Here is a 24,014-nt window from a genome sequence, read left to right as displayed (position 1 = left end):
CTCAGCCATCTCTTGATGGCATGGAACAGGAGACCGTCACATGCGCGCCCACCAGATCATGACCCGCTCGGTCATCACGATCGGCCCCGACGTCACCATTCTAGAGGCCGCCAATGTCATGCTCCAGCATCACGTCAGCGGACTCCCCGTCCTCGATGCCGCCGGCAAGCTCGTTGGAATCGTATCGGAGGGCGACTTCATCCGCCGCAGGGAGATCGCCACCCAGCGCAAGCGTGGCCGCTGGCTCAAGGTCCTGCTCGGCGACTCCGCGGTCGATTACGTGCACGAGTACGGCCGCCGGGTATGCGATGTCATGACCAGCGACCCGATTACGGTCACCGAAGACGCGACCCTGGAAGAGATCGTCGATGCGATGGAAACCAACGGGGTGAAGCGTCTGCCCGTGTTGCGCGGCGAGCAACTTGTCGGGCTCGTGTCGCGTGCCAATCTCATGCACGCGGTCGCAAGCTTGGCCCGCGAAATTCCGGACCCGACCGCCGACGACGACCATATTCGCAGCCGCGTCGTCGCCGCGATCAACAAGAACGACTGGAGCCCGTTCGGCCTCAGCGTGATCGTGCGTGACGGCATCGTCCATCTCAGCGGCGTGATCACCGACGAGCGCTCGCGGCAAGCGTCAATCGTGGCGGCGCAGAATGTTGCCGGCGTCAAAAAGGTTCGCGACCACCTGTGCTGGGTCGACACCATGTCCGGGATGTTTCTGAAATCGCCTGAGGACATTGAAATGGCAAAGGCGGGCTAGGTCCGCCGGCACATTCGACAAAAGGAAGGCTTCGGCTATCCGCGCGCGCTCTCGGTCAACGCGCGCATGATGTCCCCGCGCGCGATGATCCCAACGAGGCGTTGGTCGGCATCCAGCACGGGCAGGCTCTTCATCCGGTGGTCCACCATCAGCTGAAGGACGCGGGTCAGCTTCGTGGCCGGGTCGACATAGATGAACGCCGGCGTCATCACGTCGACCACCATCCGCGACAACAGATCGTCATAGGCCGGCACCATCCGGCCGGGATTGAACGCAAAACATTTGAGGAAGTCAAAGTTGCTCACGACGCCAACGACGTCATCGCCTTCCCGCACGGGATAGCAGTTGAAATCATCAGCCTCGAACATCTTGTGCAGCTCGCGCATCGTCGTGTCGCGCGCGACGGTCTTCACCTTGCGCGTCATGTACTGCCCTGCGGTCGCTTCGAGAAATTTATGCACGGGGAGGCCCTCGCTATCTTAGACCCTCAACGAGACAGAAACGCGCAACGCCGCGATTCGGTTGCCAGATGGCGCGTAACCCCGCTGAGCACCCATTCCCGGAAGCGCGAGTGACCGTAGGCGCCGGCGATCACGGCGCCCGCTCCGACATTGGACGCGATCTTTTCGATCTGCTCGCTTACATCGCCGGCCTTTTCGGGAACGACGGTATTCGCCGCGATGCCGTGGCCGCGCAACCACGCCGCGACGTCGGCGACGCGAGACAGTGCGTCGGCGCGGCGACCGTCCTGTTCGGGAACCTCGGTGATCGTGACTTCCTTCGCAGCGGCCAGAATCGGCAGCGCATCGAACACGGCCCGGCGCGCTTCCCGCACGTCCTTCCAGGCGATCAGAACGCTTCTCAGGTCGAGCCACTCGGTTCTGGGCGGCACCACCATGAGCGGCCTGCCCGCCTGCATCACCAGGTCATTCGGATCAGGGGCCGCGCAGGGATCGACCAGGGTCTCGGAACGGGCGCCGACCACGAGGATATCAGCGGCTCGTGCCTGCTGCACGATGTAGGGGCCCGGCAAGGCACGCGCGGCACGCCATTCGACCGCGCTCGCGCGCTTCTCGACCGAGGCGCGAAACTCCGATTCAAGCTCCGACAGGCGCGTCTCGATGGCGCTGGCCTCCTGGTCGAGCAGCTTTTGCGCGAAGTCGCCGTCGGCGAAATAAATCGGCGGCCGCAAGTCCGAGGCGGCGACCCCGATGATCCGGCCGCCGAACCGCTCGGCCAAGTCGCCGGCCACCCGGAGGCAGGCATCGTTCGGCCGGTCCAGCGCCAGGCCAACCATGACGGTCTTGTAGTCCATCGACTGCTCCACATCTCGGGGGTGAAATGCATGGGCCGTGCCCACAGCGTTCATCCTAGATGGCAGGCGCGGTTTGAAGCTGACCTAGATCAAGAATCCCTGTCGGCTCTTTTCGAACATCTGTAAATTCGGCGTGGGGTGATTTCGGGGCCGGCAGCCATTGAAAACGTCGTGCGTTATCAAACGGATATGCGCATTTCGCGATTTCGGTTCGCGGCCATTTCACACGCCCGATCGAATGCGCTATCTGGTAGGCAAGCGCAGTCCAGAAGCGAAGCATGATCGACGCCGACCGACTTTTCTATGATGAGGGGTTACTCGACCAGCACGCGCGCAGCGGTGCCGAGGGCTCCGGCGTGGGAGCCTGGGACCTCGAATTGTCGACCCGGAAACTGAGCTGGTCCTCCGCCACCCGTGAGCTGTTTGGCCTCGGGCCGGATACGCCGGTCAATTACGAGCTGTTTCTCTCCCTGCTCGATGCGCAGGATCGCGATCGCACGGCGCAAGCCGTGCAACAATCGATCGACACCGGCCGCAGTTTCGACGTCCAGTACCGGGTCAACCGGCATTCCGCAGACGGTCACTGGGTTCGCGCGCTGGGCACGACCATCAATGGTCCTGACGGCACCCCCGCCCGGTTGAGCGGCATCATGCTCGACGTCAACCGCGAGAAGCGCCTCGAGGAAGCGGTTACGACTCGCGAGCGGCACTTTCGCTCGATTCTCGATACGATCCCCGATGCGATGATCGTGATCGACGAGCACGGGATCATGCAGTTCTTTTCCAGTGCCGCCGAGCGTCAGTTCGGCTACGGCGAACCCGAGGCGATCGGCAAGAACATCAGCGTGCTGATGCCGGAGCCTGATCGCAGCCGCCATGACGCCTATATCGCGCGATACCTGAAGACGGGCGAGCGGCGTATCATCGGCATCGGGCGTATCGTCACCGGCATGCGCAAGGACGGCACCACGTTTCCGATGCATCTCACGATCGGCGAAATGCGTTCGGGCGGCAAGCCCTTCTTTACCGGCTTCGTGCGCGATCTCACCGAGCAGCAACAGACCCAGGCGCGGCTGCAGGAACTGCAGTCCGAACTGGTCCACGTATCCCGCCTCAGCGCGATGGGCGAAATGGCATCCGCGCTCGCCCACGAACTCAACCAGCCGCTGTCGGCGATCAGCAACTACATGAAAGGATCGCGGCGCCTGCTGGCCGGCAGTACCGACGCCAACGCGCCCAAGATCGGAGCAGCGCTCGATCGCGCCGCGGAGCAGGCGATTCGAGCCGGCGACATCATCAGGCGATTGCGCGATTTCGTGGCCCGCGACGCCTCCGAAAAACGCGTCGAAAGCCTCTCAAAAATGATCGAGGAGGCCGGCGCGCTGGGCCTCACCGGGGCCCGCGAACAGGGCGTGTTCCTGCGCTTCAACCTCGATCCGAGCTGCGACCTCGTGCTGGCCGACAGGGTTCAGATTCAGCAGGTTCTCGTCAACCTGTTCCGCAATGCGCTTGAAGCGATGGCATCCTCGACGCACCGTGAGCTGATTGCCTCAAACACCAGGGCCGCAGATGATATGATCGAAGTCTCCGTTTCCGACACCGGGTCCGGCTTCGCGGGCGATGCGCTGGCGCACCTGTTCCAACCGTTTTTCACGACGAAGGAGACCGGCATGGGCGTCGGCCTTTCCATCAGCCGCACCATCATCGAAACCCATGGCGGCCGGATGTGGGCGGAAACCAATGGATCCGGCGGCGCGACTTTTCATTTCACGCTGCCTGCCGCGCACGGCAAGGATATGACCGATGCCGAGCGCTAAGGTCTACGTCATCGACGACGATCCGGCGATGCGCGACTCGCTGGATTTCCTGCTCGGCTCCGCCGGCTTCAACGTGCGTCTGTTCGATTCGGCGCAGGCTTTCCTGGATGAGGTGGCCGGTCTGGAAGCCGGCTGCGTAGTCACGGACGTGCGCATGCCGGGCATCGACGGCATGGAGCTGCTGCGCCGGCTGAGCTCAGGCCCGCACAAGCTTCCGGTGATCGTGATGACCGGTCATGGCGACGTCCCCCTCGCCGTCGAGGCGATGAAGCTGGGTGCGCTCGACTTTCTCGAAAAACCATTCGAGGACGACCGGCTGATCAACATGGTGGAAACAGCGCTGGCGGAGAGTGAAAGCGGGTCGAAAAGCGAGGCCTTGCTGGCCGATATGGCCGCGCGCGTCGCCAGTCTTACCCAGCGTGAACGCCAGGTCATGCAGGGGCTGGTGACGGGGCAATCGAACAAGGCCATTGCCCGCGAGTATGATATCAGCCCGCGCACCGTCGAGGTCTATCGGGCGAATGTGATGACCAAGATGCAGGCCGGTAACCTTTCCGAGCTGGTGCGGTTTGCAATCCGGGCAGGCATTGTCGAGGATTGAGCCAAGTCAATTCGTGGGCCGGCAAAACGTCTATTTTGTCGGCATGACCGAGCCTCAAGACAGCGCCGCCAGCGAAGCCAAGTTTAGCGCAGCGCCCAGAAAATCGATGATCTACGTCGTCGATGATGACTACGACGTCCGAACGTCGCTGCGCTTTCTGCTGGAGACCGAAGGGTTCGATGTCCGTACGTTCCGTAGCGGGGTCGCCCTGCTCGGCTCTGCCACCCGCAGTCGCGCCGATTGCCTCGTCATCGACTACAAGATGGCGGAACTCGACGGTCTGGAACTGGCTCTTCGGCTGCGCCGGCTCGACGTCTCCACGCCAATTATCTTGATTACGGGCTATCCGGACGAAAACATCGCGGCCAAGGCGACCTCCGCCGGCGTGCGGCAAGTGCTCTTGAAGCCTAATCTCGAGGGCAATCTGGTCGATTGCGTCCGCAAAGCGATCGACACGGTGGATGCAGCAGGTTGGGCCTGAAAACGCCGCTCGCAGCCGCCTCCGTAAAACCCCGTAAGGGCCTCCCCTTAGGATATCGACCCAAATATCGGGCGGCGGAGTTCCAAGTTACACCAATGCCATCCCGCATCGAGGAGATGGCAATGCTCACCCAGACGATCACCGCCCCGGCAGTTTCGGCAGCCAAGGTTTTCACCGCCCCGCGCGCCCAGACTGCACCGGCCCTCGACCAGTTCAGCGTCATCGCGACCTGCGCGGGTGTGATTGCCAGCGAGTTCACCTACCGCAAGGATGAAGAAATCTACGGCGAGGGCGAGCCTTGCGAATACGTCTATCAGGTCGTCCGGGGCGCGGTTCGCACCTACAAGCTTCTCAGCGACGGCCGCCGCCAGATCGGCGCGTTCCACCTGCCCGGCGACGTGTTCGGCCTGGATACCGGCTCGGCCCACCGCCTGACCGCCGAAGCGATCGCCGATACCACTGTCCGCCTGGTCAAGCGCCGCAACCTCGAAGCCGCCGCTGGTTCGAATGTCCAGGTCGCCCACAACCTCTGGACCATGACCGCGAGCGATCTCCGGCACGCCGAAGACCATATGTTGCTGCTGGGCCGCAAGACCGCGATGGAAAAGGTTGCAACGTTCCTGCTGGAAATGGACCGTCGGCTCTGCAAGACGGGCATGATGGCCCTGCCGATGTGCCGCCGCGACATTGGCGACTATCTCGGCCTGACCTTGGAGACCGTCTCGCGCGCGCTGTCGCAGCTCAGCGACCAGGGCATCCTGATGTTTTCGAGCGCCCGTCAAATCGTGCTGCGTAACCGCCAGCGTCTGGCAGATATGGACGCATGAGAGTAAGCTATAAGCAGCATGCCGGAAGAAGCGGGAGTGCAAGATGAATAGTTATCGCGTCTCCTTCTACAAGGATCTCTGCAATTCCGACGGCCATAGGTTCAAATGCCTGCAGCGCCAGATCGAGGTCCAGTCGGACGGACCTTCTCAGGCGCTGATATTGGCCGAGCGGCTGGTCGACAACGAACGCCTCAACGCCGACTGCGTCGAGGTCATGCACCTGCCCGGCCATCACGAGTTCGAACAGCGGGCAGACCATGCGGCCGTTACCCATAAGTCCCACATGGAACAGCCCCGGGCGACAGACTGAGCCCATCATGGATCGAAACAGCCCGTGTACGCGCGCGGGTCCAACATGCACCTTTTCAGGCTACCGGCGTTTGATCCACGTCAATGCTGACACCGCCGAGCGGGTGCAGGATTACACGACATGATGCCCGACGACGATGTCCGCATCATTCGGCGATCTCGCCGTTTTCTCCTAAGACTGCCCCGCCATCGCTGGTCGAAGACCGCGTTGCGGGGCATTTTTATTTGATCGATGCCGGTTCGCACATCCTCGGCAGCTCCACCATGACCGCGCCCTGACCGTTGAGGCAGTCTCCCTTGGCTGCTTGCGTGATTGGATCGTGATCAATTTACGGTCAACTGCGATCCGGCCCAGATGGCCTTTGGCCCGTAAAGCCAGTAGAGTCTCGGACAGGCCGCAGCTTTGCTCGCTCGCCTTTTCCAATACGTTTCGGAGTAGCCGTTGAACGTTCGCTGTCGCATTGCCTTCGCCGCCCTCCTCGCCTTTGCATCGCCGGCTGTCCCGGCCGCCGCCCTCGCACAAAGCGCGATTGCCGCAGCAGTCACCAAACCGGTTTCGCTGCCGGACATTGCCATCGGATCCGAGAACGCACCGATCACCATCACGGAGTATTCGTCGATGAGCTGCCCGCACTGCGCAGCCTTCGGCCAGAACGTATTCCCGATGTTGCGGTCGAACTATATCGATACCGGCAAGGTGCGTTTCGTGTTCCGCGAATTTCCGCTCGATATCAAGGCCGCCGCGGCTTCGATACTGGCGCGCTGCATTGGCAAGGGCGATTCCGAAAAGTACCTCGCCGCCGTCGAGATGCTGTTCAAGCTGCAGGACCAGCTGATGGCGCAGACCAAGGCGACGCTGCTCTATGTCGGTAGGCAGCACGGCATGAGCGAAGAGGACGTCAAGACCTGCGAGGAGGACAAGGCGCAATTCGACAAGCTGAATGCCGACCAGCAATACGCCGTCCGGGAAGTAAAAATCGCGGCAACGCCGACTTTCTTTGTCAACGGCATGCGGCTGCAGGGCTCGATGTCGTTCGAGGAACTGGAAGAACGGATCAAGCCGCTGCTGAAATAGCCCAGCCTGCTTCCCCGTTGGTACCCCTTGCCGGGCGCCGCGGTCTCGCCGATGATGTCTGAAACAAACACATCGGGGAGAGCGCCATGGCCGCGGCTTTACGGGCAGTATTGGCAGCGGCGTGGCTGCTGGCCGGCATCACGGCGGCGGCGGCAGAAAATTATCCGAGCAAGCCGGTCCGCGTCGTGGTCGGCTTTCCCGCCGGCGGACCAACCGACGCCATCGCCCGCATCGTCGCACAGAAACTGACCGACAATCTCGGCCAGCAATTCTACGTCGAAAACATCGGCGGCGCCGGCGGCAACACCGCAGCCGGCCAGGTCGCCCGCGTGACGCCGGACGGCTATACCATCATGGCCATCAGCACCGGCTTCGTCGTCAATCCCAGCCTCTACGCCAAGGTGCCGTATGATGCGGTCAAGGATTTCGCACCGGTGACGCTGGTCGCAGTCTCGCCGAACGTCGTGGTGGTCAATCCGCAGGTCGCAGCGAAGACGCTGCCGGAACTGGTGCAGCTCGTCAGAGACAATCCCGGCAAATACAGCTTTGCCGGCCCTGGGGTCGGATCGACGCCGCATCTCGGCGGCGAGCTATTCCGGCTCGCCTTCAAGCTCGATCTGGTGCACGTGCCTTTCACGGGTGCAGGGCCGGCCATCCAGGCAACGGTCGGCGGACATACGCCGATCGCCTTTACCGCGCTGCCGCCTGCCCTGTCGGCGGTGCAGAGCGGACAACTGCGCGCGCTGGGCGTCGCATCCGCCGAACGTGCGGCCGGGATGCCCGACGTGCCGACCTTCGCCGAACAGGGCGTGAAGGATCAGGAGGCCGACACGCTCACGGGCATCGTCGCGCCCGCGGGGACGCCGAAAGAGATCGTCGATCTGCTTTATCGTGAGATCGCCAAGATCGTTGCCCAGCCCGACGTCAAGGAACGTCTCACCACGCTCGGCTTCAAGGCGGTTGCGAATACGCCGGAGGAGTTTCGCGAGCAGATCAGGCTGGAAATGGACAAGTGGGGCAAGGTCGTGCGCGACGCGAAGCTGCGCATCGAATAGCACTCAGCGCCCGCCATCCGGCGGTGGCGGCTCCGCAGCCGCGTCGGTGCCGATAAAGGTCAGGCCCACGCGGTTCTGCTGAATCCAGGTCACCCGGCATGCATGCACGATCGATGGATCCTTTGCCATCACCAGCCGAAAATGCTGCGGGACGAAAGCGGGATTATCGACATCGATCGCCGCCCCCTCGCGCGAGATGTTCCGCACCACGCAGGGAATGACGGAACCGCCCGACGAAACGTAGGCGGGCTCGCTGATCTCCGTTCGCGGATACTTTCGTTTCTCTTCCATCTCGTTCCGTCCCGGATCGATCCCAGCCTGATCGCAAAGCTATCTCGAAATGTTAAACAAGTCGGCGCGTGCGCCGGGCCCGATTGTGCAGAGCGGCACAAAACCCCAATCATGTACGCACAGGTGCTTCGTGCCACCATGCTCTTGCCGATAGCAGCAATGGCACGATAGCCTTCCACCAATGATCAGCGCATAGAAGGCAGTGGATCGGCAGGCATGGCCCTGAATACGACAGTCGCAAACTCCGCCGATCTTGCCGGCGATCCCGCCGTGATTGCCCGGGCCGAAGCCATACGCGCCGATGTCGCGGCCGCTTCCGACGAGATCGAAACCGCGCGCCGGCTGCCACCCGCACTGCTCGACAAACTGCACGACGCCCAATTGTTCCGCCTGTTGTTGCCCCGCTCGACGAACGGAATCGAAACCGATCCCGTTACGTTCTTCCATGTCATCGAAACCATAGCGAAAGCAGATGCCTCCACCGCCTGGTGCCTGAGCCAGGCCGGTGGCTGCGCGATGTCGGCGGCCTATCTCGACCTGCCGGTGGCGCAAGCGATCTTTGGCGATCCGCGCGCGGTGTTGGCATGGGGGCCTGGTCCGAAGGTGCGCGCGGTGGAATGCGAGGGCGGCTACCGGGTCACCGGGGTGTGGTCCTTTGCATCCGGGGGCCGGCACGCGACCTGGCTCGGCGCGCACTGCCCGATCTATGCGGCCGACGGTTCGCCCAAATACGATGCCAATGGCGTGCCGCTCGAACGGACCATGCTGGTACGCGCCGAAGACGTCGAGTGGACCGACATCTGGAACACCGTGGGTTTGCGCGGCACTGCCAGCGACCAGTTCGCGCTCGACGATTTCTTCGTGCGCGCCGACCATTCGATCATCCGCGAATTCGACCGCGAATGCCGCGAGCGCGGCCCGCTGTACCGGATGAGCAACCACACCTGTTACCAAGTCGGCTTTGCCGGTGTCGCCTGCGGTATCGCCCGCACTGCGCTCGACAATTTCGTCGAGACCATGCGCAACAAGGTGCCGCGCGGCGCCAGGGTATCATTGCGCGACAATGCGGTGGTTCAGAGCAACCTCGCCCAGGCCGAAGTCAATCTTCGCGCCGCGCGCGGTTACGTGCTGCAGTCGATGGCCGATACCTGGAAAGATCTCAAGGCGGGCGCGACAATTACCGTGGCGCAACGCATGAACATCCGCATGGCTTCGACAAACGCCATTCACAAGGCGCGCGAGGCGGTCGATTTCGCCTACAACGCCGCCGGCGCGACAGCGATCTTCGAGGATCATCCGCTGGAGCGCCGCTTCCGCGACATCCATACCGTAACCCAGCAGTTGCAGGGCCAGCTCAGGCACTTTGAAACCGTCGGCGCCTGGATGATGGGCGTCGAGACTGACCTCAGCTTTGTGTAGGAGAGAGTGACCATGGCACTTGGCGGCTTGCAGCACTTCACCATCGAACCCGCCGATCTCGAGCGCTCCAGGGAATTTTATTGCGACGTGCTCGGATTGGAGAACGGCGACCGCCCGCCGCTCGATTTCCCGGGCTACTGGCTCTATTCCGGCGGCACCGCCACGGTGCATCTGATGGGCACGCGCAAGCCGCGCGAAGGCATCGTGGTGCGCGGCACCGAGCGGAAGTATGATGATACCGGCCGGTTTGACCACATCGCCTTTGCGGCGACCGATGTCGAGGGGATGCGCGAGCGGCTGCAGTCGAAGGGCGTCAAATTCCGCGAGAGCATCGTGCCGCGGACCGGCGATACGCAATTCTTCCTGTACGATCCCGACGGCGTCGGCGTCGAGCTCAACTTTCCGAAAGCCTGAGGGCTTTGCGGTCGAGGCTCAATCGGGCGATGGCCCTGGCCTGCTTCGCTTCGCGGCACAGCACGGCACGCTCGGGCTGCACCTGATGTTGCGGGGCAACACTGCCTGCCAAACAACGAAGTTCCTGACAACGCCGCAACTGCGCCACGACTAAGGCGCCAGTCCGTCAGGGTTCCTCCATCATTGCAATGAGATTGGGGGAGCCGCGCCGCTGCGGCAGAGTAGCCGGGTGCCGCGCCTTTCATCCTACCCCAGGGCCTGCGTACCCGGCTATTCGCTCGCCGCTAGTCTTGGCGCTAATCGAGCCCGCGCTCGTGGCTCAGCTTGACCATTTCCTGAATGAAAAATTCCTTCTGCTTGTCGCTCAGGCTGGCGAACAGCGGCTCGGCCGCGTCAGCCACATTGCGCTGATCAACGGCACGGTCGTTGAGGAACTGGGCCTCGTTGCGCATCTGCTCGATAATGTCATCGGGGGGATCGCGCTTGGCGCGGGCGACCCGCAGATTGAGGCGCTCGGCACCGTTATGGCCGAGATAGTGCATCGCACTGTTGAAGCCGGCCCAATGCTTTTCCTGCTCGGGCGTGAGGTTCAGCTCCTTCTTGATCCGCTCGATATTGGCGTCGCTGGTGGCGACGATCTGCTCGGCCGTCAGTTGCGGCGCACCGGGTTGGGTCAGTACGGCCGGCTGCTGCGGTGGCTGCCTGGCGGCGGTCTTCGTCGCCTTGCTGCCCTTCGCGGACTTCGGCGCATCGCCTTGTTTTGCGGCTTCACCCTGCTTCGGGACCTCGCCCTGCTTGGAAGGCTCCCCCTGTTTGGCATCCTTCGCCGCAGGCGCCTGCCCGCCCTTGTTGTTGCCTCCGGTGAAAACGCCGGTAACGCCGGTGACCACGCCGACGACGCCGCCGATCGCGCCGCCCAGCACGCCACCAACCGGACCGGCAGCCTTGTTGCCCTCTCGTGCCCCCTGCTGCACGCCCTGTACCAGCCCCTGCGCGTTGGCGGTCGCGGGCACCGCTACGGCCAGCATGACGATCGCGCCAAGCGCAACGAGCAATCGCGATGGCATCGCAATGTGCTGAGAACGATCCATTATTTGGTCTCCATCATCGATCGGGAAATTCGGCATGCGATCGCGAGGCCGCGCCGAGAATCCCGAGCCTAAACTATCGTTTCCGCCCCAAACTCGTCCACACTTGCGCCTGCCGGTTCCACGGCTCGAACCGCCGCTCGACGCGAGAAACGACACGCGCGACCGCTTCGCTGCGGCGCAAGCGCACACCCCAAGCAATATCGAAGACAAAGTGTGCGGCGCAATATTGCCGCGCACATTATCGACGATCCGCAACGACACGCCATCGTCGCTCCCGCTGCCCGGAAATTCCACGCAACGTTAGTTCAATGACAGCGGCAATGTGTTTTCTCGACAGGACCAAACAATTCTGGTCTGATCCAACTACAAAATCTCCGCTGGCCGCTGCCTCGACGCAGCGTCCCCAGACGGAGAATAAAAAATAAAAAGCAAAATCTGGCTCAGCAAAGAGGAAACGCCCAATGTCACGCAGGAAGCTTTCTCGCCGACAATTCGTTGCTGCGACAGCGCTATCATCCGCAGCCCTCATTACCGCGCCTTATGTGCGCGGCGCGCATGCCGCCGGCAAGCTCTCGATCGGTTTCTGGGACCACTGGGTTCCCGGCGCTAACAAGGCCTCCACCGATATCGTCCATGCCTGGGCCGAGAAGGAAAAGGTCGAGGTTCAGATCGACTACATTCCGAGCCAGGGCAACAAGAACCTCCTGACCATCGCTGCCGAAGCGCAGGCGAAATCAGGTCACGACATTCTGGCCATGCCGACCTGGTGGCCGCATGCGCAGTCCGAACTGCTGGAACCGATGAACGACGTGGTGGCCGACCTCATCAAGCAGAACGGCGAACCCAACGGCACGGTGAAATATCTCGGCCAGTCCAAGGGCCAGTGGCTAGCGGTCCCTGCCAGCGTCGGCAGCCAGATCAAGGGGCCCTGCTCGCGCATCGACTTGATGAAGCAACATGCCGGCATCGACGTCCAGGCGCTCTATCCTGCCGGCCAGGCACCCAAGGCCGACAGCTGGACTCTGGAAACCTTCCTGAAGGCCGCCGAAGCCTGCCACAAGGCCGGCGTTCCCTTCGGCATCGGGCTCGGTGAGACCAGCGACAATGTCGACTCCGCCGGTGCATTCTTCCAGGCTCACGGTGCAGCGCTCGTAGACGAGAAGGGCAACCTCACTGTCAAGACCGATGCGGTGCGCCAGTCGCTGGAGTTCTACAAGAAGCTGATCTCCTTCCTGCCGCCGGATGTCGGTGCATGGGATGACGCCTCCAACAACAAGTGGCTGGTCTCCGGCAAGGGCGCGCTGATCATGAATCCGCCGAGTGCCTGGGCGGTCGCCAAGCGCGACGCGCCGCAGGTCGCTGAGCAGTGCTGGACTCACGGCTTCCCGTCCGGGCCGAAGGGCCGCTTCGCGCCCTACCTGGGCTACTTCTGGGGCACATGGTCGTTCTCCAAGAACAAGGAAGCAGCCAAGGGCGTGCTTCGCGCGCTTACCACGCCGGCTGCGATCGAGAAAATGTGCGTAGCGAGCGGCGGCTACGACCTGCCCTGCTGGGAGAAGCTCACCACGCTGAAGGTGTGGCAGGAGGAAGGGCCTCCGAAGGGCACGCTCTATCACTATCCGAATCCGCACAACCACCAGGTCCTTTCGATCGCCGCGGCGCCCGCGCCGCCCAAGGTCGCGCAGCAGATCTACACGCAGGCCACGCTGACCAAGATGTGCCTGCGCTACGCGCAAGGCGAAGCGATGGAAAAGACGCTCGCCTGGGCGGAAGGCGAGTGCGAAGGCTTCATGCGGAGCTGACACGGCGGAGTTCGAGGCGGCTCGTCATACGGCGGGCCGCCTCCGCACAATCGCGGGCAAGCTTGCAAGCCTGCCTGCTTCGGACCGGTAATTTACGGGGAAACGCACCATGGCTGACGTCGCCTTGCAGTCGAGCCGGACGGCCGCCAAGCAGGCCGCGCGCAAGCGCACCCTGAGGAATGTGCTCGGCCGGAAATCGACCATCGCCTTCCTGATGGCGCTGCCGCTGATCCTGCTGATTACGCTTCTCGTCATCTATCCGGCATTCTACGCGCTGCACCTTGCCACGTTGAACAAATCGATGGCCCGCTTTGTCGGGTTCGGCAACTTCGAGTTCCTGTTCAAGCGCGAGACGTTCTGGCTGGTCGTCAAACAGTCCTGCATCTTTGCAATCACGGCCGTCATTTTCAAAGCGGTGCTTGGATTCATCATCGCGCATTTCGTTCACAACATACCCGCCAAGGGCCAGCGCAAATGGCGCGGCATGCTGCTGGTGCCGTGGGTGATCCCGCCGGCGATGAGCACGCTCGCCTGGCTATGGCTGTTCGATCCCTCCTACAGCGCGTTCAACTATACCCTTGGCCTGTTCGGCGCCGGGCCGATCCCCTGGACCGGCGATGCGATGTGGGCGCGCTTCTCGGTCATCCTCGTCAATATCTGGGTCGGCGCGCCGTTCTTCATGATCATGTACCTGGCGGCGCTGAAATCGGTGCCGGATCAGCTCTACGAAGCCGCCGCCATCGACGGTGCCAATTGGTGGCAGCGGATCTGGTACGTGACGCTGCCGATGATGCGCAACATCATCGCGATCACGACGCTGTTCTCCCTGATCGTCACCTTCGCCAATTTCGACATCGTGCGCATCCTGACCGCGGGCGGCCCACTCGACCATACCCACATCTTCGCCACCTGGGCATTCCGCGTCGGTATCGAAGGCAGCGACATTCCGCTCGGCGCGAGCGTGTCGCTCTTCATGGTGCCGATCCTGGCAGTCGCAGCGATCTTCATCCTGCGCGATATCTCCAAACGCGGGAATGAAGCCTGATGACCACGGTGACCATCGACAAGGCCGCACCGACCCGCAAGGTGAAGTACGGCAGCATGAGCCGCGACCGCGCTTGGGCGCTGCGCTGGTCGTATTTCTTCCTGGTGATCTTTGTGATCTTCTTCCTGACGCCGCCGATCTATATGCTCATCACCTCATTGAAGAGCAGCGCGGAAATTTCGGCGGCGACCAATCCGTGGTGGGTGTTCCACCCTACCCTGGACAACTACATCTCGCTTCTGACATCGAACCAGTTCCTGCGTTTCTTCTGGAATTCGGCGATCGTCTCCATCTTCGTCGTCACCATCACCATGTTGATCGCGGTCCCCGCAGCGTTTGCGCTATCGCGGATGCGGTTCTGGGGCTCGGTGACGCTCGCGACCGGCGTGTTCCTGACCTATCTGATCCCCGAAACCCTGCTGTTCATTCCCCTGTTCAAGATGTTCGCATCGATCGGAGACTTCACCGGCATCCAGCTCATCAACAAATGGTATGTGCTGCTCATCATCTATCCGACCCTGACGGTGCCGTTCTGCACCTGGATCATGATCGGCTATTTCGCTTCGATCCCGAAGGAGCTCGATGAAGCCGCCATCATCGACGGCGCATCCTGGTTCCAGACATTGACCCGCATTTTCATCCCGGTCGCGCTGCCCGGTCTGATCGCGGCGACGATCTTCGCCTTCACGGTCTCCTGGGCGCAATTCCTCTATCCGCTGGTGTTTACGACGTCGACCGATCAGCTCGTCATGCCGGTTGGCATCATCACCACGCTGATCAAGGGCGACGTCTTCAACTGGGGGCAGATCATGACCGGCGCCCTGCTCGGCGCCGCGCCGCCGCTCATCATCTATGCGTTCCTGATGGACTACTACATTGCCGGCCTGACCGCCGGCGCGACAAAGGGCTGATTTCATGGCGGACGTGACGTTGCGTAAGGTCGTTAAGCGCTACGACGAGGTCGAGGCGGTGCGCGGCATCGACCTCGACATCGCCGACCATGAGTTTGTCGTGCTGGTCGGACCTTCCGGCTGCGGCAAGTCGACCACGCTGCGGATGATCGCAGGCCTGGAGGATATCTCCGACGGCGACATCATGATCGGCGGCGACGTCGTCAACGACGTGCCGCCGAAGGATCGCGATATCGCGATGGTGTTTCAGAACTACGCGCTCTATCCGCACATGACGGTTGCCGAAAACATGTCGTTCGGGCTGCGGCTGAAGCGCTACCCCAAGGCCGAGATCAAGAGCCGGGTCCAGGAAGCCGCGCGCATGCTCGACATCACCGAGCTGGTCGACCGCAAGCCGAAGCAATTGTCCGGCGGCCAGCGTCAACGCGTCGCGATGGGCCGGGCCATCGTGCGTAACCCGAAGGTGTTCCTGTTCGACGAGCCGCTGTCCAACCTCGACGCCAAGCTGCGCGTGCAGATGCGGATCGAGATCAAGAAAGTGCATCAGAAGGTCCGCACCACCACGGTCTATGTGACGCACGACCAGGTCGAAGCGATGACGCTGGCCGACCGCGTCGTGGTGATGAACCATGGCCGGATCGAGCAGATTGGCACGCCGAACGAGCTCTACCACAAGCCGGCGACCAAATTCGTCGCCAGCTTTATCGGCTCGCCGGCGATGAATTTCATTCCCTGCCGCCTGGAGGACATCTCCGGCAAGCTGCACGTCCGGCTGACCGATCGCATCGCCTTCCCGCTGCCGCCGGCCCGCGCTGCCCGTTATCAGGGCATTCCGCGCGCCGAAAAATTGCTGCTCGGGCTGCGGCCCGAGCATATCACCGAAGCCAAGCCGCACGCTGCAGCCGGCGTCGAACCTTTCGATGCGGTGCTCGATGTCACCGAGCCGATGGGAATGGAAACGCTGATCTACTTCACGATGGAAGGCAGTCAGGTCTGCGGCCGGGTCAATCCCAATGCCGGCGCGCAGGATGGCGCCCCCCTCCGATTGGCTGTGGACCTCAACAATATGCACCTGCTAAACGAGGTGACCGGCGTCGTCCTTTGACGACGCACAGGAGACCCAAGGGCAGGAAATGGCGACCAACAAGAAGAAAATCTTCATCACGGAATCGATGTCACAGCAGGGAAGAGCGCTGCTGCACGCGCGAGACGACATCGAACTCGTCGAATTTCCCAATATGGTCTCGCAGGAAGATTTCAACATCAAGCTGAAGCAGCATGCACCGGTCCATGGCGTCGCACTCGGCGGCACCCGCTTCGGCGAGCCCGAGCTCGAATCCTCCGGGGATATGCAGGTCGTGACGCGGATCGGCGTCGGCTTTGACGCCGTCGACGTGCCCGCCCTCAGCCGCCGCAAGATCCCGCTGATGGTGGCAGGCACCGCCAATTCACCCTCCGTCGCCGAATGCGCGCTGTTCATGATGCTGACGCTCGCCAAGCGCGCCACGGAAATGCATTCGCTGGTCAGGGACAACAAATGGGCTGATCGGCTCGGCATGCTGCCCTATGACCTCTTCGGCAAGACGGTTCTCATCGTCGGCTTCGGCCGCATCGGCAGCCGCACCGCCAAGCGCTGCCTCGCGATGGAAATGAACGTCCAGGTGTTCGATCCCTACAAGCCTGCCGCGGACATCAAGGCCGCCGGCTGCGAGCCGGTCGCCGACCTCGACGCGGTGCTGCCGCGCGCCGACTTCGTCACCATCCATTGCCCCAAAAATCCGGAGACCGTCGGCATGTTCAATGCCGACCGGCTGAAGCGGATGAAGCCGGCCGCCTATCTGATCAACACGGCGCGCGGCGGCATCGTGGATGAGGCCGCCCTGTACACGGCGCTGACATCAGGCAAGCTCGCCGGCGCCGGCCTCGACGTTTTTGCGCAGGAGCCTCCGCCGGCCGGCCAGGCCCTGCTGGCCTTGCCGAATGTCATCACGGCGCCGCATGTCGCCGGCGTCACGGTGGAAGCCGTTGATAGGATGAGCGAGCAGACCGCCCGCAACATTCTGAGCGTACTCGATGGCGACCCGCTGCGGCAGAACGTGATCAATCAGGATGTTCTGTAACTTTAGTAAGATATTGATATGAATGAGTAATTTCGCACAATACGAGCCGTAAAAACCCGCGGGGTAATCACACGGGTAACGACATGCGAAATACTTCATACCTTGCCAGGCTAGTCACGAGACGGACGAGCAGACCTACGCAAGAAAGAAGGATGCCGCGTCAAGCCTTTATCCCGGATGCGAGACCACATCCGATCGGATCTCCCAATAGAATATTGCGCTGGAGGCAACAATACCAACAAATATGCCAATGGAGATCGCTTTTCGAATCGGCGTTTCCATGGAAAGCCCCTCATGCCACCCATGAGATAAAGCGCTATCGCGGCACCAGCGAAGAACGGTTTCTCCTTCCAGAGAAGTCCCATAAGCACCATTGAAATCACTGCGGATACCGCACCTGCGAGAATTACCCGCGGCGGACTGTTTGAAGAGCGGTATGTTTGATCGGCCATCACGGTTGTTTGTTCTGTGGTCATTGTCCGCCAACTCCACCCTTTATGGGAGTCTAGAAAGTCATGTCCTTTAAAGTCATGTCCTTTATTGACCCGGGTCAAGGACCTCACTCATAAAAGCAAAGGTCGCCCGGTCCATCATCGACCCGCCAGCAAATGAGGTATCCGCATGGCCTTCAAGGAATACGGCGAATACGACGCGGTCGGCCTTGCGGATCTGGTTCGGAAGAAGGAAGTCTCGGCCAGGGAATTGCTCGACGAGGCCGTTGCCCGCACCGCGAAGATCGATCCGCAGATCAACGCGGTCGTCGTCAAGCATTACGAATATGCCGAGCGCCAGGTCGCCCGCGGCCTGCCCGATGGTCCCTTCACCGGCGTACCGTTTCTCCTGAAGGACCTCGATCTGCTCGAGGGCACGCGCACCACCTCGGGCGCCACGGTGCTGAAGGACTATGTCGCCGACCACACCGGGACGCTGACGCAGCGTTTCCTCGATACCGGCGTCGCCATCTTCGGCAAGAGCTCCAGTCCCGAATTCGGCCTGATGCCGACGACAGAGTCGCGGCTGTTCGGTCCGACCCGCAATCCCTGGAATCTCGAACATTCCTCCGGCGGTTCGTCGGGCGGCGCGGCAGCGGCGGTCGCCGCCCGCATCCTCCCCGTCGCCCATGCCAGCGATGGCGGCGGCTCGATCCGCATCCCCGCCTCGGCCTCCGGCGTGTTCGGCCTGAAGCCGACGCGCGCCCGCAATCCGCTTGGGCCCGATCGGGGCGAAGGCTGGGGCGGATTTTCCTGCGGCCATGTCGTGAGCATCAGCGTCCGCGACAGCGCGGTCATGATGGACGCGGTGCATGGTCCTGAAGCGTCGAGCCCCTATGTCGCGCCGCCGCCGGAGCGGCCGTTTTCGCAGGAGGTCGGCCGCGACCCCGGCCGGCTCCGCATCTCCTTCACCGACAAATCGCCTTATGGCGAGGCCATCGATCCGGAAATCGCGGCGGCCGTACGTGAAACCGCAGGCCTGCTCGCGGGGCTTGGCCACCGCGTCGAGGAACGCGCGCCGAAACTCCCCGCAGATCCCGCGGCGACCATCACCACGATCGTCGGCGGCAACACCGCGCTCACGGTGCGGCTGCTCGAGCAGCGGTTTGGCCGGGAAATGACGGACAAGGATATCGAAATATTGACGCTGGCGCATTCGCACAACGCGAGGAAGAACACGGCAACCGACTATGTCGCCGCCCAGCTCGCCGCCTTCCAGATCTCGCGCGCGCTGGCGGCCTTCTTCGAAGACTGCGACGTCTTCCTGTCTCCGACATTGTGCGCGCCGCCGCTGCGCATCGGCGAACTCAACACCATGTCGAACGACCTGTCGCACATCGCCCCGATCCTGCGCCGCTATATGCCGGGGACCTCGATGTTCAACATGTCCGGGCAGCCGGCGATGTCGGTGCCGCTGGCGTGGAACAAGGCCGGGTTGCCGCTCGGCATGATGTTCTCAGCCAGGTTCGGCGACGAGGCCACCCTGTTCCGGCTCGCCGGCCAGCTCGAACAGGCGCGGCCATGGAGGAACAAAATACCTCCAATCTGTGCCTAAGCACGCCCCAAAAAAGCCACGGATTGACAAAGCCCGGCTTTCTTCGGAAGCAAAGGCAAGGGCCCGGGGCAGCAACGACGCTGATTCTGCCCACGGGTCGATCCGGAGGCTTACCCGTGATGCAAAGCGACCCTACCGACCACGCACTGGCGACCATCGCCAGCATTCTTGATCCGCAGGAAGCCCGTCGTGGATCCGAAAAGGCGGCGGCCGCCGAGCCAAAGCCTGCCACGCCGCCCCCGATCCCCGCGGCCCCTCCGCCGCTCGAGGCGCACGGTTATACCAAGTTCGGTCCCGGCCCGATGGCCGCGATCCGTTTCAAATGGACCGTCCGCCTCGACAATGGCGACTACTATGTGGACGAGACCATCGGGGAGAATTCCACGCCGATCGTGTCCGGTCCGATGTCGCGGGAAGCCGCGATCCAGATGGTGGACGATCGCGAAGGCGATGCCCGCCGTCGCTTCGAGCAGTTGAGAAGCGAGATGGCCGGACTTACTGCCGCGAAGGAGAGCAGCGAAGCGTAGCCGCCCGCGTGGCCGCTATCGCGGCGGCCCCAGAAAGTCCTTCTTGGCCAGATCGAGGCCGGCATGGCGCAGGATGTCGTACGCCGTGGTGACGTGAAAGAAAAACTGCGGAACGCTGAACGTCAGCAGCAGCGATTTGCCGGTGAATGTCCGCTGGCCGCCATTCTTGAACGTGAACGCGACCTCCTTGTCGGCGGCGGCATCGATCTTGGCGCGCGGCAAGGCCTGCACGAAATCGATCGCCGCTGAAATCCGCGCCTTGAGCTCGGCGATGTCGGGATCACTCTCTGAAAAGGTGTGAGGTGCGCGGCCGGCCAGCAGCGCGCCTGCGACAACGGCATGCCGGTTGGCTTCCGCCACCTGCTGCTTCAAATTGTACATGGTGGGCGAGAGCCGCATATTCAGCAGCACATTCGGATCGATGTTTCGAGCTTCAGCATGCGCCGAGGCCTTGTCGAGAAGAATGGACAGGTTTCCGAGATACGGCACGAACACGCCGACGGAGGCATCGTGGAGCGAGATGGTCACGTTTCGATTTCTCCGGCTGGCGATTCTTCGGCTGGCGATTCTTCGGCTGGTAAGGCGCGGCGATCTGGTCTAAATCCGCGCCGTCGCTTTTGAGGATGTCATCAATTTTGCGCGTGGAGAAGACGTGATGTTTCGGGTGTTGGCCAGCCTTGCAACCATCGTGCTGTGGACGGTTTCGGTCCACGCGCAGCAGCCCGCTTCCCGCCTCGACGACATCATCAAGCGCGGCACGCTGCGTGTCGGCATGACCGGCGACTATCGTCCCTTCACCTATTACGACAAGGACAGCTCGAAATTCCAGGGCTTCGACGTCGACATGGCCGAAGCGCTCGGCAAGGCGCTCGGCGTCAAGGTCGAATTCGTCAAGACGGCGTGGCCGCAACTGATGAAGGACTTTGAAGCCGACAATTTCGACATCGCCATGGGCGGCGTCTCGATCACGCTCGACCGGCAGAAAAAGGGACTGTTCTCGGCGCCGATCATGCGCGAGGGCAAGACGCCGATCGCGCGCTGCGCCGACCAGGGCAAGTATGAAACCATCGCCGATATCGACAAGGCCGGCACGCGCGTCATCGTCAATCCGGGCGGCACCAATGAGCGCTTCGCCAAGGCGAACGTCAAGAACGCCGAGATCAAGGTCTGGAACGACAACGTCACGATCTTCGACGAGATCGCTAAAGGCAACGCCGACCTGATGATGACCGACGCTTCCGAGACCCGCTACCAGCAAAAGCAGCACGCGGGCGTGCTTTGCGCGGTGCATCCGGAAAAGCCGTTCGACTTTTCCGAGAAGGCGTACTGGCTGCAGCGTGACGTGGCGCTGAAGGCGTTTGTGGACCAGTGGCTTCACATCGCGACCCAGGACGGCAGCTTCAAGAAAATCTACGCCAACTGGTTCGATTGACCGCGGAAACGCCCGTTTTTGCGGGAAAATTGACCATCCACTCGCTGCTATTTATTCTACACAGCCGAATTTGAACCGAAGCCGCTAGTACACGACTCATCATTTGAAAGTGATCTGGATCACGTTGGCTGAAGCTATTGCTGACTAGTAGCTTCCGGGGATGGGGTTCCCTGCTCAGGAGGTCGTTACAATGAAGAAGTGCCTCGCTATCGCCGCGCTTTTGCTGGCGAGCACCGTCACCGCCGCGCAGGCGCAGTACTCCTTTGAGTATAACGGTCGCACCATCACGATCGATCCCGATCGCGGCACGGTTTCGATTCCCGGCGTCTACGACAACACCAAGAAGAAGCGTGTGCGCGGCGAGGAAGGCGATCTCGATCGCCCGACCCGGAAGGTGCCGCAGCAGGCGAAGACCGCCCCAACCGCCCCTCAGGCCGCCCCCGAAGCGACCGCCCCGGCGCCGGCTGAGCAGGCGGCTGCACCAGCGGCGGCGCCAGCGCCTGCCGCCCCTGCTCCAAGCGCTCCAGCCGCAACAACCGAGCCGTCAACCGCGACCGCGGCCGTGGCACCGGCTGATACTGCCGCTGCGCCCGCGCCGGCACCTGCTGCGGCGCCTCAACCCCCACAAGCCGCCGTTCCGGCCGCACCTCCGCCCCCCGTCGCCGCGCCGGCACCGCCGCCACAAAAGCAGGCCGCCGCGCCCGCTGCATCAGCACCTGCGGCAGCGAATTCACCGGTCGGCGTGTGGCTGACGGAGGAGAAAGAGGGCAAGGTGCGGATCGAGCAATGCGGCCCTAATCTCTGCGGCTATTCCGTCGACAAGAAGTCGAACCAGAATGGCGAGCAGGTTCTGATCAACATGAAGCCGGGCAAGGACAAGTGGAGCGGCCGGATTCTCGATCCGAACAGCGGCAGCACCTATGATTCCACCATCGCGATGAAGGGCACCGACACCCTGCGCGTTCAGGGCTGCGCCTTCGGCGGCATGTTCTGCGGCGGCCAGACCTGGACCCGCGTCAACTGACCGACAGACAGCCTTCGCACAGAACAAAAGCCCCGCCACTGCGCGGGGCTTTTTCATGGTGATGGCAATCACAGTCATCACGGAGCGCCTGTGAGAGCCTGCGCGTGTCCAAACCAAAGGGGCACGTCATGGTCAAGTCTCGGAAATCCGCAATCACCGCTTCGCTGCTTGCTGTACTGGGCTTTGCAACGCCATCCGTCGCTACGACCTTCGATGGCGGCTGGAATGTGCAGATCACCTCCTCGAACGCGGCCTGCCCAAGCAACGCCTCGGTCTCCATCGGCATCAGCAACGGCCAAGTCGCCTCGAACACGGCGGCGGTCACCGCCTCCGGCCACGTGGCCGATGCCGGCGCGATCCGCGTAACCCTGGCCAGCGGTATGAAGCGCGCGGTCGGCTCCGGCGTTCTCTCCGGCACCTCAGGCTCGGGCACGTGGCGCGCGGCCCTGTGCTCCGGTACCTGGACCGCGCAGCGCATGTAACTGGCGGCAGTTCAGCCGACCTTCGCGGAATACTCCGCGTCGGTCACGTACTCCATCCAGGTGACGTAGCTGCCATCGAGCGCTTCCTGCATCGCGATGTGAGTCATGCTGTTGGTCGGCGAGGCGCCGTGCCAGTGCTTCTCACCCGGCGGAATCCAGACGACGTCGCCGGGCCGGATTTCCGTGATGGGTCCGCCCTTGGCCTGCACCCGGCCAACGCCCGAGATGACGTAGAGCGTCTGCCCCAGCGGGTGCGTGTGCCACGCCGTCCGCGCGCCCGGCTCGAATGAGACGCGGGTTGAGGCCAGCCGTGCCGGTGCCTCGGTCTGAATGATCGGATCCTGTAGCACGGTGCCGGTGAAATAGTCCGACGGCGCCCTGCACGTCGGCCGGGAGCCAGCGAAATGGATTTCCATGGGGTTGCCTCCGCCTGTTGCTGTTACTTCTTCGACGCGGCGTAGCGTGCCTTGGTCTCGGCGTTCATCGGATAGAGGCCCGGCAGCGCCGCGCCGTTGTTCACCTCGTTGACGATCCAGGCCTCCATCCGCTCCTGCTCCGGCCCTTCGGCCAGCACATGATCGAGCAGCGCCTGCGGGATCAGTACCGCGCCGTCCTGGTCGGCGACGACGATGTCGTTCGGAAACACCGCAACCTCGCCGCAGCCGATCGGCTCGCCCCAGCCGACGAAGGTCAGCCCGGCGACCGAGGGCGGCGCCGAGAAGCCATCGCACCAGACCGGAAGATTGGTGCCGAGCACGCCTTCGACGTCGCGCACCACGCCATCGGTGATCAGCGCGGCGACTCCGCGCTTGACCATGCGCGCGCACAGAATGTCGCCGAAGATGCCGGCATCGGTGACGCCCATGGCATCGACCACGGCGATGCAGCCGGCCGGCATGGCTTCGATCGCGGTGCGGGTTGAAATCGGCGACGACCAGGACTCGGGCGTGGCGAGATCCTCGCGGGCGGGCACGAAGCGCAGCGTAAAGGCCGGGCCGACCAGCCGGGCCTGGCCGGGCCGCAGCGGCTTGGTGCCGCGCATCCAGACGTTTCGCAGGCCCTTCTTGAGGAGCACGGTGGTGATGGTGGCGGTCGACACGCCGGACAGGGTTGCGATGGCTTCGGGGGTCAGGGACATCTGGGCTAAAGGCTCCGGAGAGAGGGATG

27 protein-coding genes are annotated in these 24,014 nt (G+C 62.8%); 20 read left to right on the top strand and 7 right to left on the bottom strand.

The window, feature by feature from the left end; all coding sequences use genetic code 11:
• Positions 1-40 precede the first annotated feature (40 nt).
• Entirely contained in the window at positions 41-763 is a 723-nt protein-coding gene (locus QA643_RS20260) for a CBS domain-containing protein (protein WP_283027681.1), read from the top strand.
• 35 nt (positions 764-798) lie between these two features.
• On the opposite strand, the gene QA643_RS20255 is transcribed toward QA643_RS20260, so the two are convergent.
• Together QA643_RS20255 and QA643_RS20250 are read right to left on the bottom strand one after the other, a co-directional pair.
• A complete protein-coding gene (locus QA643_RS20255) occupies positions 799-1,224 on the bottom strand; it encodes a CBS domain-containing protein (protein WP_283027680.1) in 426 nt (141 codons plus the stop codon).
• A gap of 26 nt (positions 1,225-1,250) precedes the next feature.
• A complete protein-coding gene (locus QA643_RS20250) occupies positions 1,251-2,078 on the bottom strand; it encodes a universal stress protein (RefSeq protein ID WP_283027679.1) in 828 nt (275 codons plus the stop codon).
• A gap of 278 nt (positions 2,079-2,356) precedes the next feature.
• Here QA643_RS20250 and fixL point away from each other — a divergent pair, with 278 nt between their 5' ends.
• From fixL to QA643_RS20215, 7 genes are all read left to right on the top strand, one after another.
• Positions 2,357-3,895, top strand: coding sequence for a sensor protein FixL (fixL, locus tag QA643_RS20245; RefSeq protein WP_283027678.1), 1,539 nt, complete (start codon positions 2,357-2,359; stop codon positions 3,893-3,895).
• On the top strand, positions 3,882-4,496 hold the full coding sequence (gene fixJ, locus QA643_RS20240) for a response regulator FixJ (RefSeq protein ID WP_283027677.1): 615 nt from the start codon (positions 3,882-3,884) through the stop codon (positions 4,494-4,496). The genes fixL and fixJ overlap by 14 nt, the downstream gene beginning before the upstream one ends.
• A 13-nt stretch (positions 4,497-4,509) precedes the next feature.
• Positions 4,510-4,977, top strand: a complete 468-nt coding sequence (locus QA643_RS20235; RefSeq protein WP_349253209.1) for a response regulator — start codon at positions 4,510-4,512, stop codon at positions 4,975-4,977.
• Positions 4,978-5,093: 116 nt separating this feature from the next.
• Complete coding sequence (locus QA643_RS20230) at positions 5,094-5,804, top strand: helix-turn-helix domain-containing protein (RefSeq protein WP_283034860.1); 711 nt, start codon at positions 5,094-5,096, stop codon at positions 5,802-5,804.
• A gap of 43 nt (positions 5,805-5,847) precedes the next feature.
• Positions 5,848-6,114, top strand: coding sequence for a hypothetical protein (locus QA643_RS20225; RefSeq protein ID WP_283027676.1), 267 nt, complete (start codon positions 5,848-5,850; stop codon positions 6,112-6,114).
• A 441-nt stretch (positions 6,115-6,555) separates the two neighbouring features.
• Positions 6,556-7,188 (top strand): thioredoxin domain-containing protein, encoded by a 633-nt coding sequence (locus QA643_RS20220; RefSeq protein WP_283027675.1) that lies wholly within the window; start codon positions 6,556-6,558, stop codon positions 7,186-7,188.
• Positions 7,189-7,274: 86 nt separating this feature from the next.
• Positions 7,275-8,243: a tripartite tricarboxylate transporter substrate binding protein gene (locus QA643_RS20215; RefSeq protein WP_283027674.1), complete on the top strand. Its 969-nt coding sequence runs from the start codon at positions 7,275-7,277 to the stop codon at positions 8,241-8,243.
• 3 nt (positions 8,244-8,246) lie between these two features.
• Here the strand turns inward: QA643_RS20215 and QA643_RS20210 are convergent, their stop codons facing one another.
• On the bottom strand, positions 8,247-8,534 hold the full coding sequence (locus QA643_RS20210) for a PilZ domain-containing protein (protein WP_283027673.1): 288 nt from the start codon (positions 8,532-8,534) through the stop codon (positions 8,247-8,249).
• Between the two features lie 216 nt (positions 8,535-8,750).
• On the opposite strand from QA643_RS20210, the gene QA643_RS20205 reads away from it, so the two are divergent.
• Both QA643_RS20205 and QA643_RS20200 read left to right on the top strand, forming a co-directional pair.
• The gene (locus QA643_RS20205; RefSeq protein ID WP_283027672.1) at positions 8,751-9,953 is read left to right on the top strand and encodes an acyl-CoA dehydrogenase family protein; all 1,203 of its coding nucleotides are present in this window, start codon (positions 8,751-8,753) and stop codon (positions 9,951-9,953) included.
• A gap of 12 nt (positions 9,954-9,965) precedes the next feature.
• Complete coding sequence (locus tag QA643_RS20200) at positions 9,966-10,367, top strand: VOC family protein (protein WP_283027671.1); 402 nt, start codon at positions 9,966-9,968, stop codon at positions 10,365-10,367.
• A 296-nt stretch (positions 10,368-10,663) separates the two neighbouring features.
• Here the strand turns inward: QA643_RS20200 and QA643_RS20195 are convergent, their stop codons facing one another.
• Complete coding sequence (locus QA643_RS20195) at positions 10,664-11,458, bottom strand: Spy/CpxP family protein refolding chaperone (RefSeq protein ID WP_283034859.1); 795 nt, start codon at positions 11,456-11,458, stop codon at positions 10,664-10,666.
• Between the two features lie 461 nt (positions 11,459-11,919).
• Between QA643_RS20195 and QA643_RS20190 the strand changes: the two genes are divergently transcribed.
• The 7 genes from QA643_RS20190 (at position 11,920) to QA643_RS20160 (ending at position 19,909) form a co-directional block, all read left to right on the top strand.
• A complete protein-coding gene (locus tag QA643_RS20190; protein ID WP_283027670.1) occupies positions 11,920-13,260 on the top strand; it encodes an extracellular solute-binding protein in 1,341 nt (446 codons plus the stop codon).
• A gap of 109 nt (positions 13,261-13,369) precedes the next feature.
• The gene (locus QA643_RS20185; RefSeq protein ID WP_283027669.1) at positions 13,370-14,305 is read left to right on the top strand and encodes a sugar ABC transporter permease; all 936 of its coding nucleotides are present in this window, start codon (positions 13,370-13,372) and stop codon (positions 14,303-14,305) included.
• The gene (locus QA643_RS20180) at positions 14,305-15,216 is read left to right on the top strand and encodes a carbohydrate ABC transporter permease (protein ID WP_283027668.1); all 912 of its coding nucleotides are present in this window, start codon (positions 14,305-14,307) and stop codon (positions 15,214-15,216) included. Before QA643_RS20185 ends, QA643_RS20180 begins: the two co-directional genes overlap by 1 nt.
• Positions 15,217-15,220: 4 nt before the next feature.
• The gene (gene ugpC / locus QA643_RS20175; protein WP_283027667.1) at positions 15,221-16,321 is read left to right on the top strand and encodes a sn-glycerol-3-phosphate ABC transporter ATP-binding protein UgpC; all 1,101 of its coding nucleotides are present in this window, start codon (positions 15,221-15,223) and stop codon (positions 16,319-16,321) included.
• A gap of 28 nt (positions 16,322-16,349) precedes the next feature.
• Positions 16,350-17,336, top strand: coding sequence for a hydroxyacid dehydrogenase (locus QA643_RS20170; protein ID WP_283027666.1), 987 nt, complete (start codon positions 16,350-16,352; stop codon positions 17,334-17,336).
• A gap of 621 nt (positions 17,337-17,957) precedes the next feature.
• Positions 17,958-19,382 carry an amidase gene (locus tag QA643_RS20165; RefSeq protein ID WP_283027665.1) on the top strand — a complete coding sequence of 475 codons (1,425 nt, stop codon included), beginning with the start codon at positions 17,958-17,960 and terminating at the stop codon, positions 19,380-19,382.
• 119 nt (positions 19,383-19,501) lie between these two features.
• Positions 19,502-19,909: a hypothetical protein gene (locus QA643_RS20160; RefSeq protein WP_349253208.1), complete on the top strand. Its 408-nt coding sequence runs from the start codon at positions 19,502-19,504 to the stop codon at positions 19,907-19,909.
• 15 nt (positions 19,910-19,924) lie between these two features.
• Here the strand turns inward: QA643_RS20160 and QA643_RS20155 are convergent, their stop codons facing one another.
• Positions 19,925-20,437 carry a DUF1993 domain-containing protein gene (locus QA643_RS20155; RefSeq protein WP_283027663.1) on the bottom strand — a complete coding sequence of 171 codons (513 nt, stop codon included), beginning with the start codon at positions 20,435-20,437 and terminating at the stop codon, positions 19,925-19,927.
• A 127-nt stretch (positions 20,438-20,564) separates the two neighbouring features.
• Between QA643_RS20155 and QA643_RS20150 the strand changes: the two genes are divergently transcribed.
• The 3 genes from QA643_RS20150 (at position 20,565) to QA643_RS20140 (ending at position 22,847) form a co-directional block, all read left to right on the top strand.
• Entirely contained in the window at positions 20,565-21,341 is a 777-nt protein-coding gene (locus QA643_RS20150) for a transporter substrate-binding domain-containing protein (protein WP_283027662.1), read from the top strand.
• Positions 21,342-21,531: 190 nt separating this feature from the next.
• Positions 21,532-22,365 (top strand): DUF2147 domain-containing protein, encoded by an 834-nt coding sequence (locus tag QA643_RS20145; RefSeq protein ID WP_283027661.1) that lies wholly within the window; start codon positions 21,532-21,534, stop codon positions 22,363-22,365.
• Positions 22,366-22,469: 104 nt separating this feature from the next.
• Positions 22,470-22,847 carry a hypothetical protein gene (locus tag QA643_RS20140; RefSeq protein WP_283027660.1) on the top strand — a complete coding sequence of 126 codons (378 nt, stop codon included), beginning with the start codon at positions 22,470-22,472 and terminating at the stop codon, positions 22,845-22,847.
• An 11-nt stretch (positions 22,848-22,858) separates the two neighbouring features.
• Here the strand turns inward: QA643_RS20140 and QA643_RS20135 are convergent, their stop codons facing one another.
• Positions 22,859-23,263 carry a cupin domain-containing protein gene (locus QA643_RS20135; RefSeq protein WP_283027659.1) on the bottom strand — a complete coding sequence of 135 codons (405 nt, stop codon included), beginning with the start codon at positions 23,261-23,263 and terminating at the stop codon, positions 22,859-22,861.
• A gap of 23 nt (positions 23,264-23,286) precedes the next feature.
• A complete protein-coding gene (locus tag QA643_RS20130; RefSeq protein ID WP_283027658.1) occupies positions 23,287-23,985 on the bottom strand; it encodes a ribonuclease activity regulator RraA in 699 nt (232 codons plus the stop codon).
• Positions 23,986-24,014: the final 29 nt, after the last annotated feature.

This window comes from Bradyrhizobium sp. CB3481 (assembly GCF_029714305.1).
GTDB lineage: Bacteria > Pseudomonadota > Alphaproteobacteria > Rhizobiales > Xanthobacteraceae > Bradyrhizobium.
The sequence above is the reverse complement of the archived record's forward strand: the minus strand, read 5'-3'. Positions and strand labels throughout refer to the sequence as shown.

Excerpts from the sequence above, each read along its gene's own strand:
- QA643_RS20180 (WP_283027668.1), top strand. The coding sequence starts at position 14,305 with ATGACCACGGTGACCATCGACAAGGCCGCACCGACCCGCAAGGTGAAG.
- QA643_RS20190 (WP_283027670.1), top strand. The coding sequence starts at position 11,920 with ATGTCACGCAGGAAGCTTTCTCGCCGACAATTCGTTGCTGCGACAGCG.
- QA643_RS20225 (WP_283027676.1), top strand. The coding sequence starts at position 5,848 with ATGAATAGTTATCGCGTCTCCTTCTACAAGGATCTCTGCAATTCCGAC.
- QA643_RS20260 (WP_283027681.1), top strand. The coding sequence starts at position 41 with ATGCGCGCCCACCAGATCATGACCCGCTCGGTCATCACGATCGGCCCC.
- QA643_RS20210 (WP_283027673.1), bottom strand. The coding sequence starts at position 8,534 with ATGGAAGAGAAACGAAAGTATCCGCGAACGGAGATCAGCGAGCCCGCC.
- QA643_RS20205 (WP_283027672.1), top strand. The coding sequence starts at position 8,751 with ATGGCCCTGAATACGACAGTCGCAAACTCCGCCGATCTTGCCGGCGAT.
- QA643_RS20165 (WP_283027665.1), top strand. The coding sequence starts at position 17,958 with ATGGCCTTCAAGGAATACGGCGAATACGACGCGGTCGGCCTTGCGGAT.
- QA643_RS20230 (WP_283034860.1), top strand. The coding sequence starts at position 5,094 with ATGGCAATGCTCACCCAGACGATCACCGCCCCGGCAGTTTCGGCAGCC.
- ugpC (WP_283027667.1), top strand. The coding sequence starts at position 15,221 with ATGGCGGACGTGACGTTGCGTAAGGTCGTTAAGCGCTACGACGAGGTC.
- QA643_RS20135 (WP_283027659.1), bottom strand. The coding sequence starts at position 23,263 with ATGGAAATCCATTTCGCTGGCTCCCGGCCGACGTGCAGGGCGCCGTCG.
- QA643_RS20170 (WP_283027666.1), top strand. The coding sequence starts at position 16,350 with ATGGCGACCAACAAGAAGAAAATCTTCATCACGGAATCGATGTCACAG.
- QA643_RS20200 (WP_283027671.1), top strand. The coding sequence starts at position 9,966 with ATGGCACTTGGCGGCTTGCAGCACTTCACCATCGAACCCGCCGATCTC.
- QA643_RS20130 (WP_283027658.1), bottom strand. The coding sequence starts at position 23,985 with ATGTCCCTGACCCCCGAAGCCATCGCAACCCTGTCCGGCGTGTCGACC.
- fixJ (WP_283027677.1), top strand. The coding sequence starts at position 3,882 with ATGCCGAGCGCTAAGGTCTACGTCATCGACGACGATCCGGCGATGCGC.
- QA643_RS20250 (WP_283027679.1), bottom strand. The coding sequence starts at position 2,078 with ATGGACTACAAGACCGTCATGGTTGGCCTGGCGCTGGACCGGCCGAAC.
- QA643_RS20185 (WP_283027669.1), top strand. The coding sequence starts at position 13,370 with ATGGCTGACGTCGCCTTGCAGTCGAGCCGGACGGCCGCCAAGCAGGCC.
- QA643_RS20150 (WP_283027662.1), top strand. The coding sequence starts at position 20,565 with ATGTTTCGGGTGTTGGCCAGCCTTGCAACCATCGTGCTGTGGACGGTT.
- QA643_RS20145 (WP_283027661.1), top strand. The coding sequence starts at position 21,532 with ATGAAGAAGTGCCTCGCTATCGCCGCGCTTTTGCTGGCGAGCACCGTC.
- QA643_RS20215 (WP_283027674.1), top strand. The coding sequence starts at position 7,275 with ATGGCCGCGGCTTTACGGGCAGTATTGGCAGCGGCGTGGCTGCTGGCC.
- fixL (WP_283027678.1), top strand. The coding sequence starts at position 2,357 with ATGATCGACGCCGACCGACTTTTCTATGATGAGGGGTTACTCGACCAG.
- QA643_RS20160 (WP_349253208.1), top strand. The coding sequence starts at position 19,502 with ATGCAAAGCGACCCTACCGACCACGCACTGGCGACCATCGCCAGCATT.
- QA643_RS20195 (WP_283034859.1), bottom strand. The coding sequence starts at position 11,458 with ATGGATCGTTCTCAGCACATTGCGATGCCATCGCGATTGCTCGTTGCG.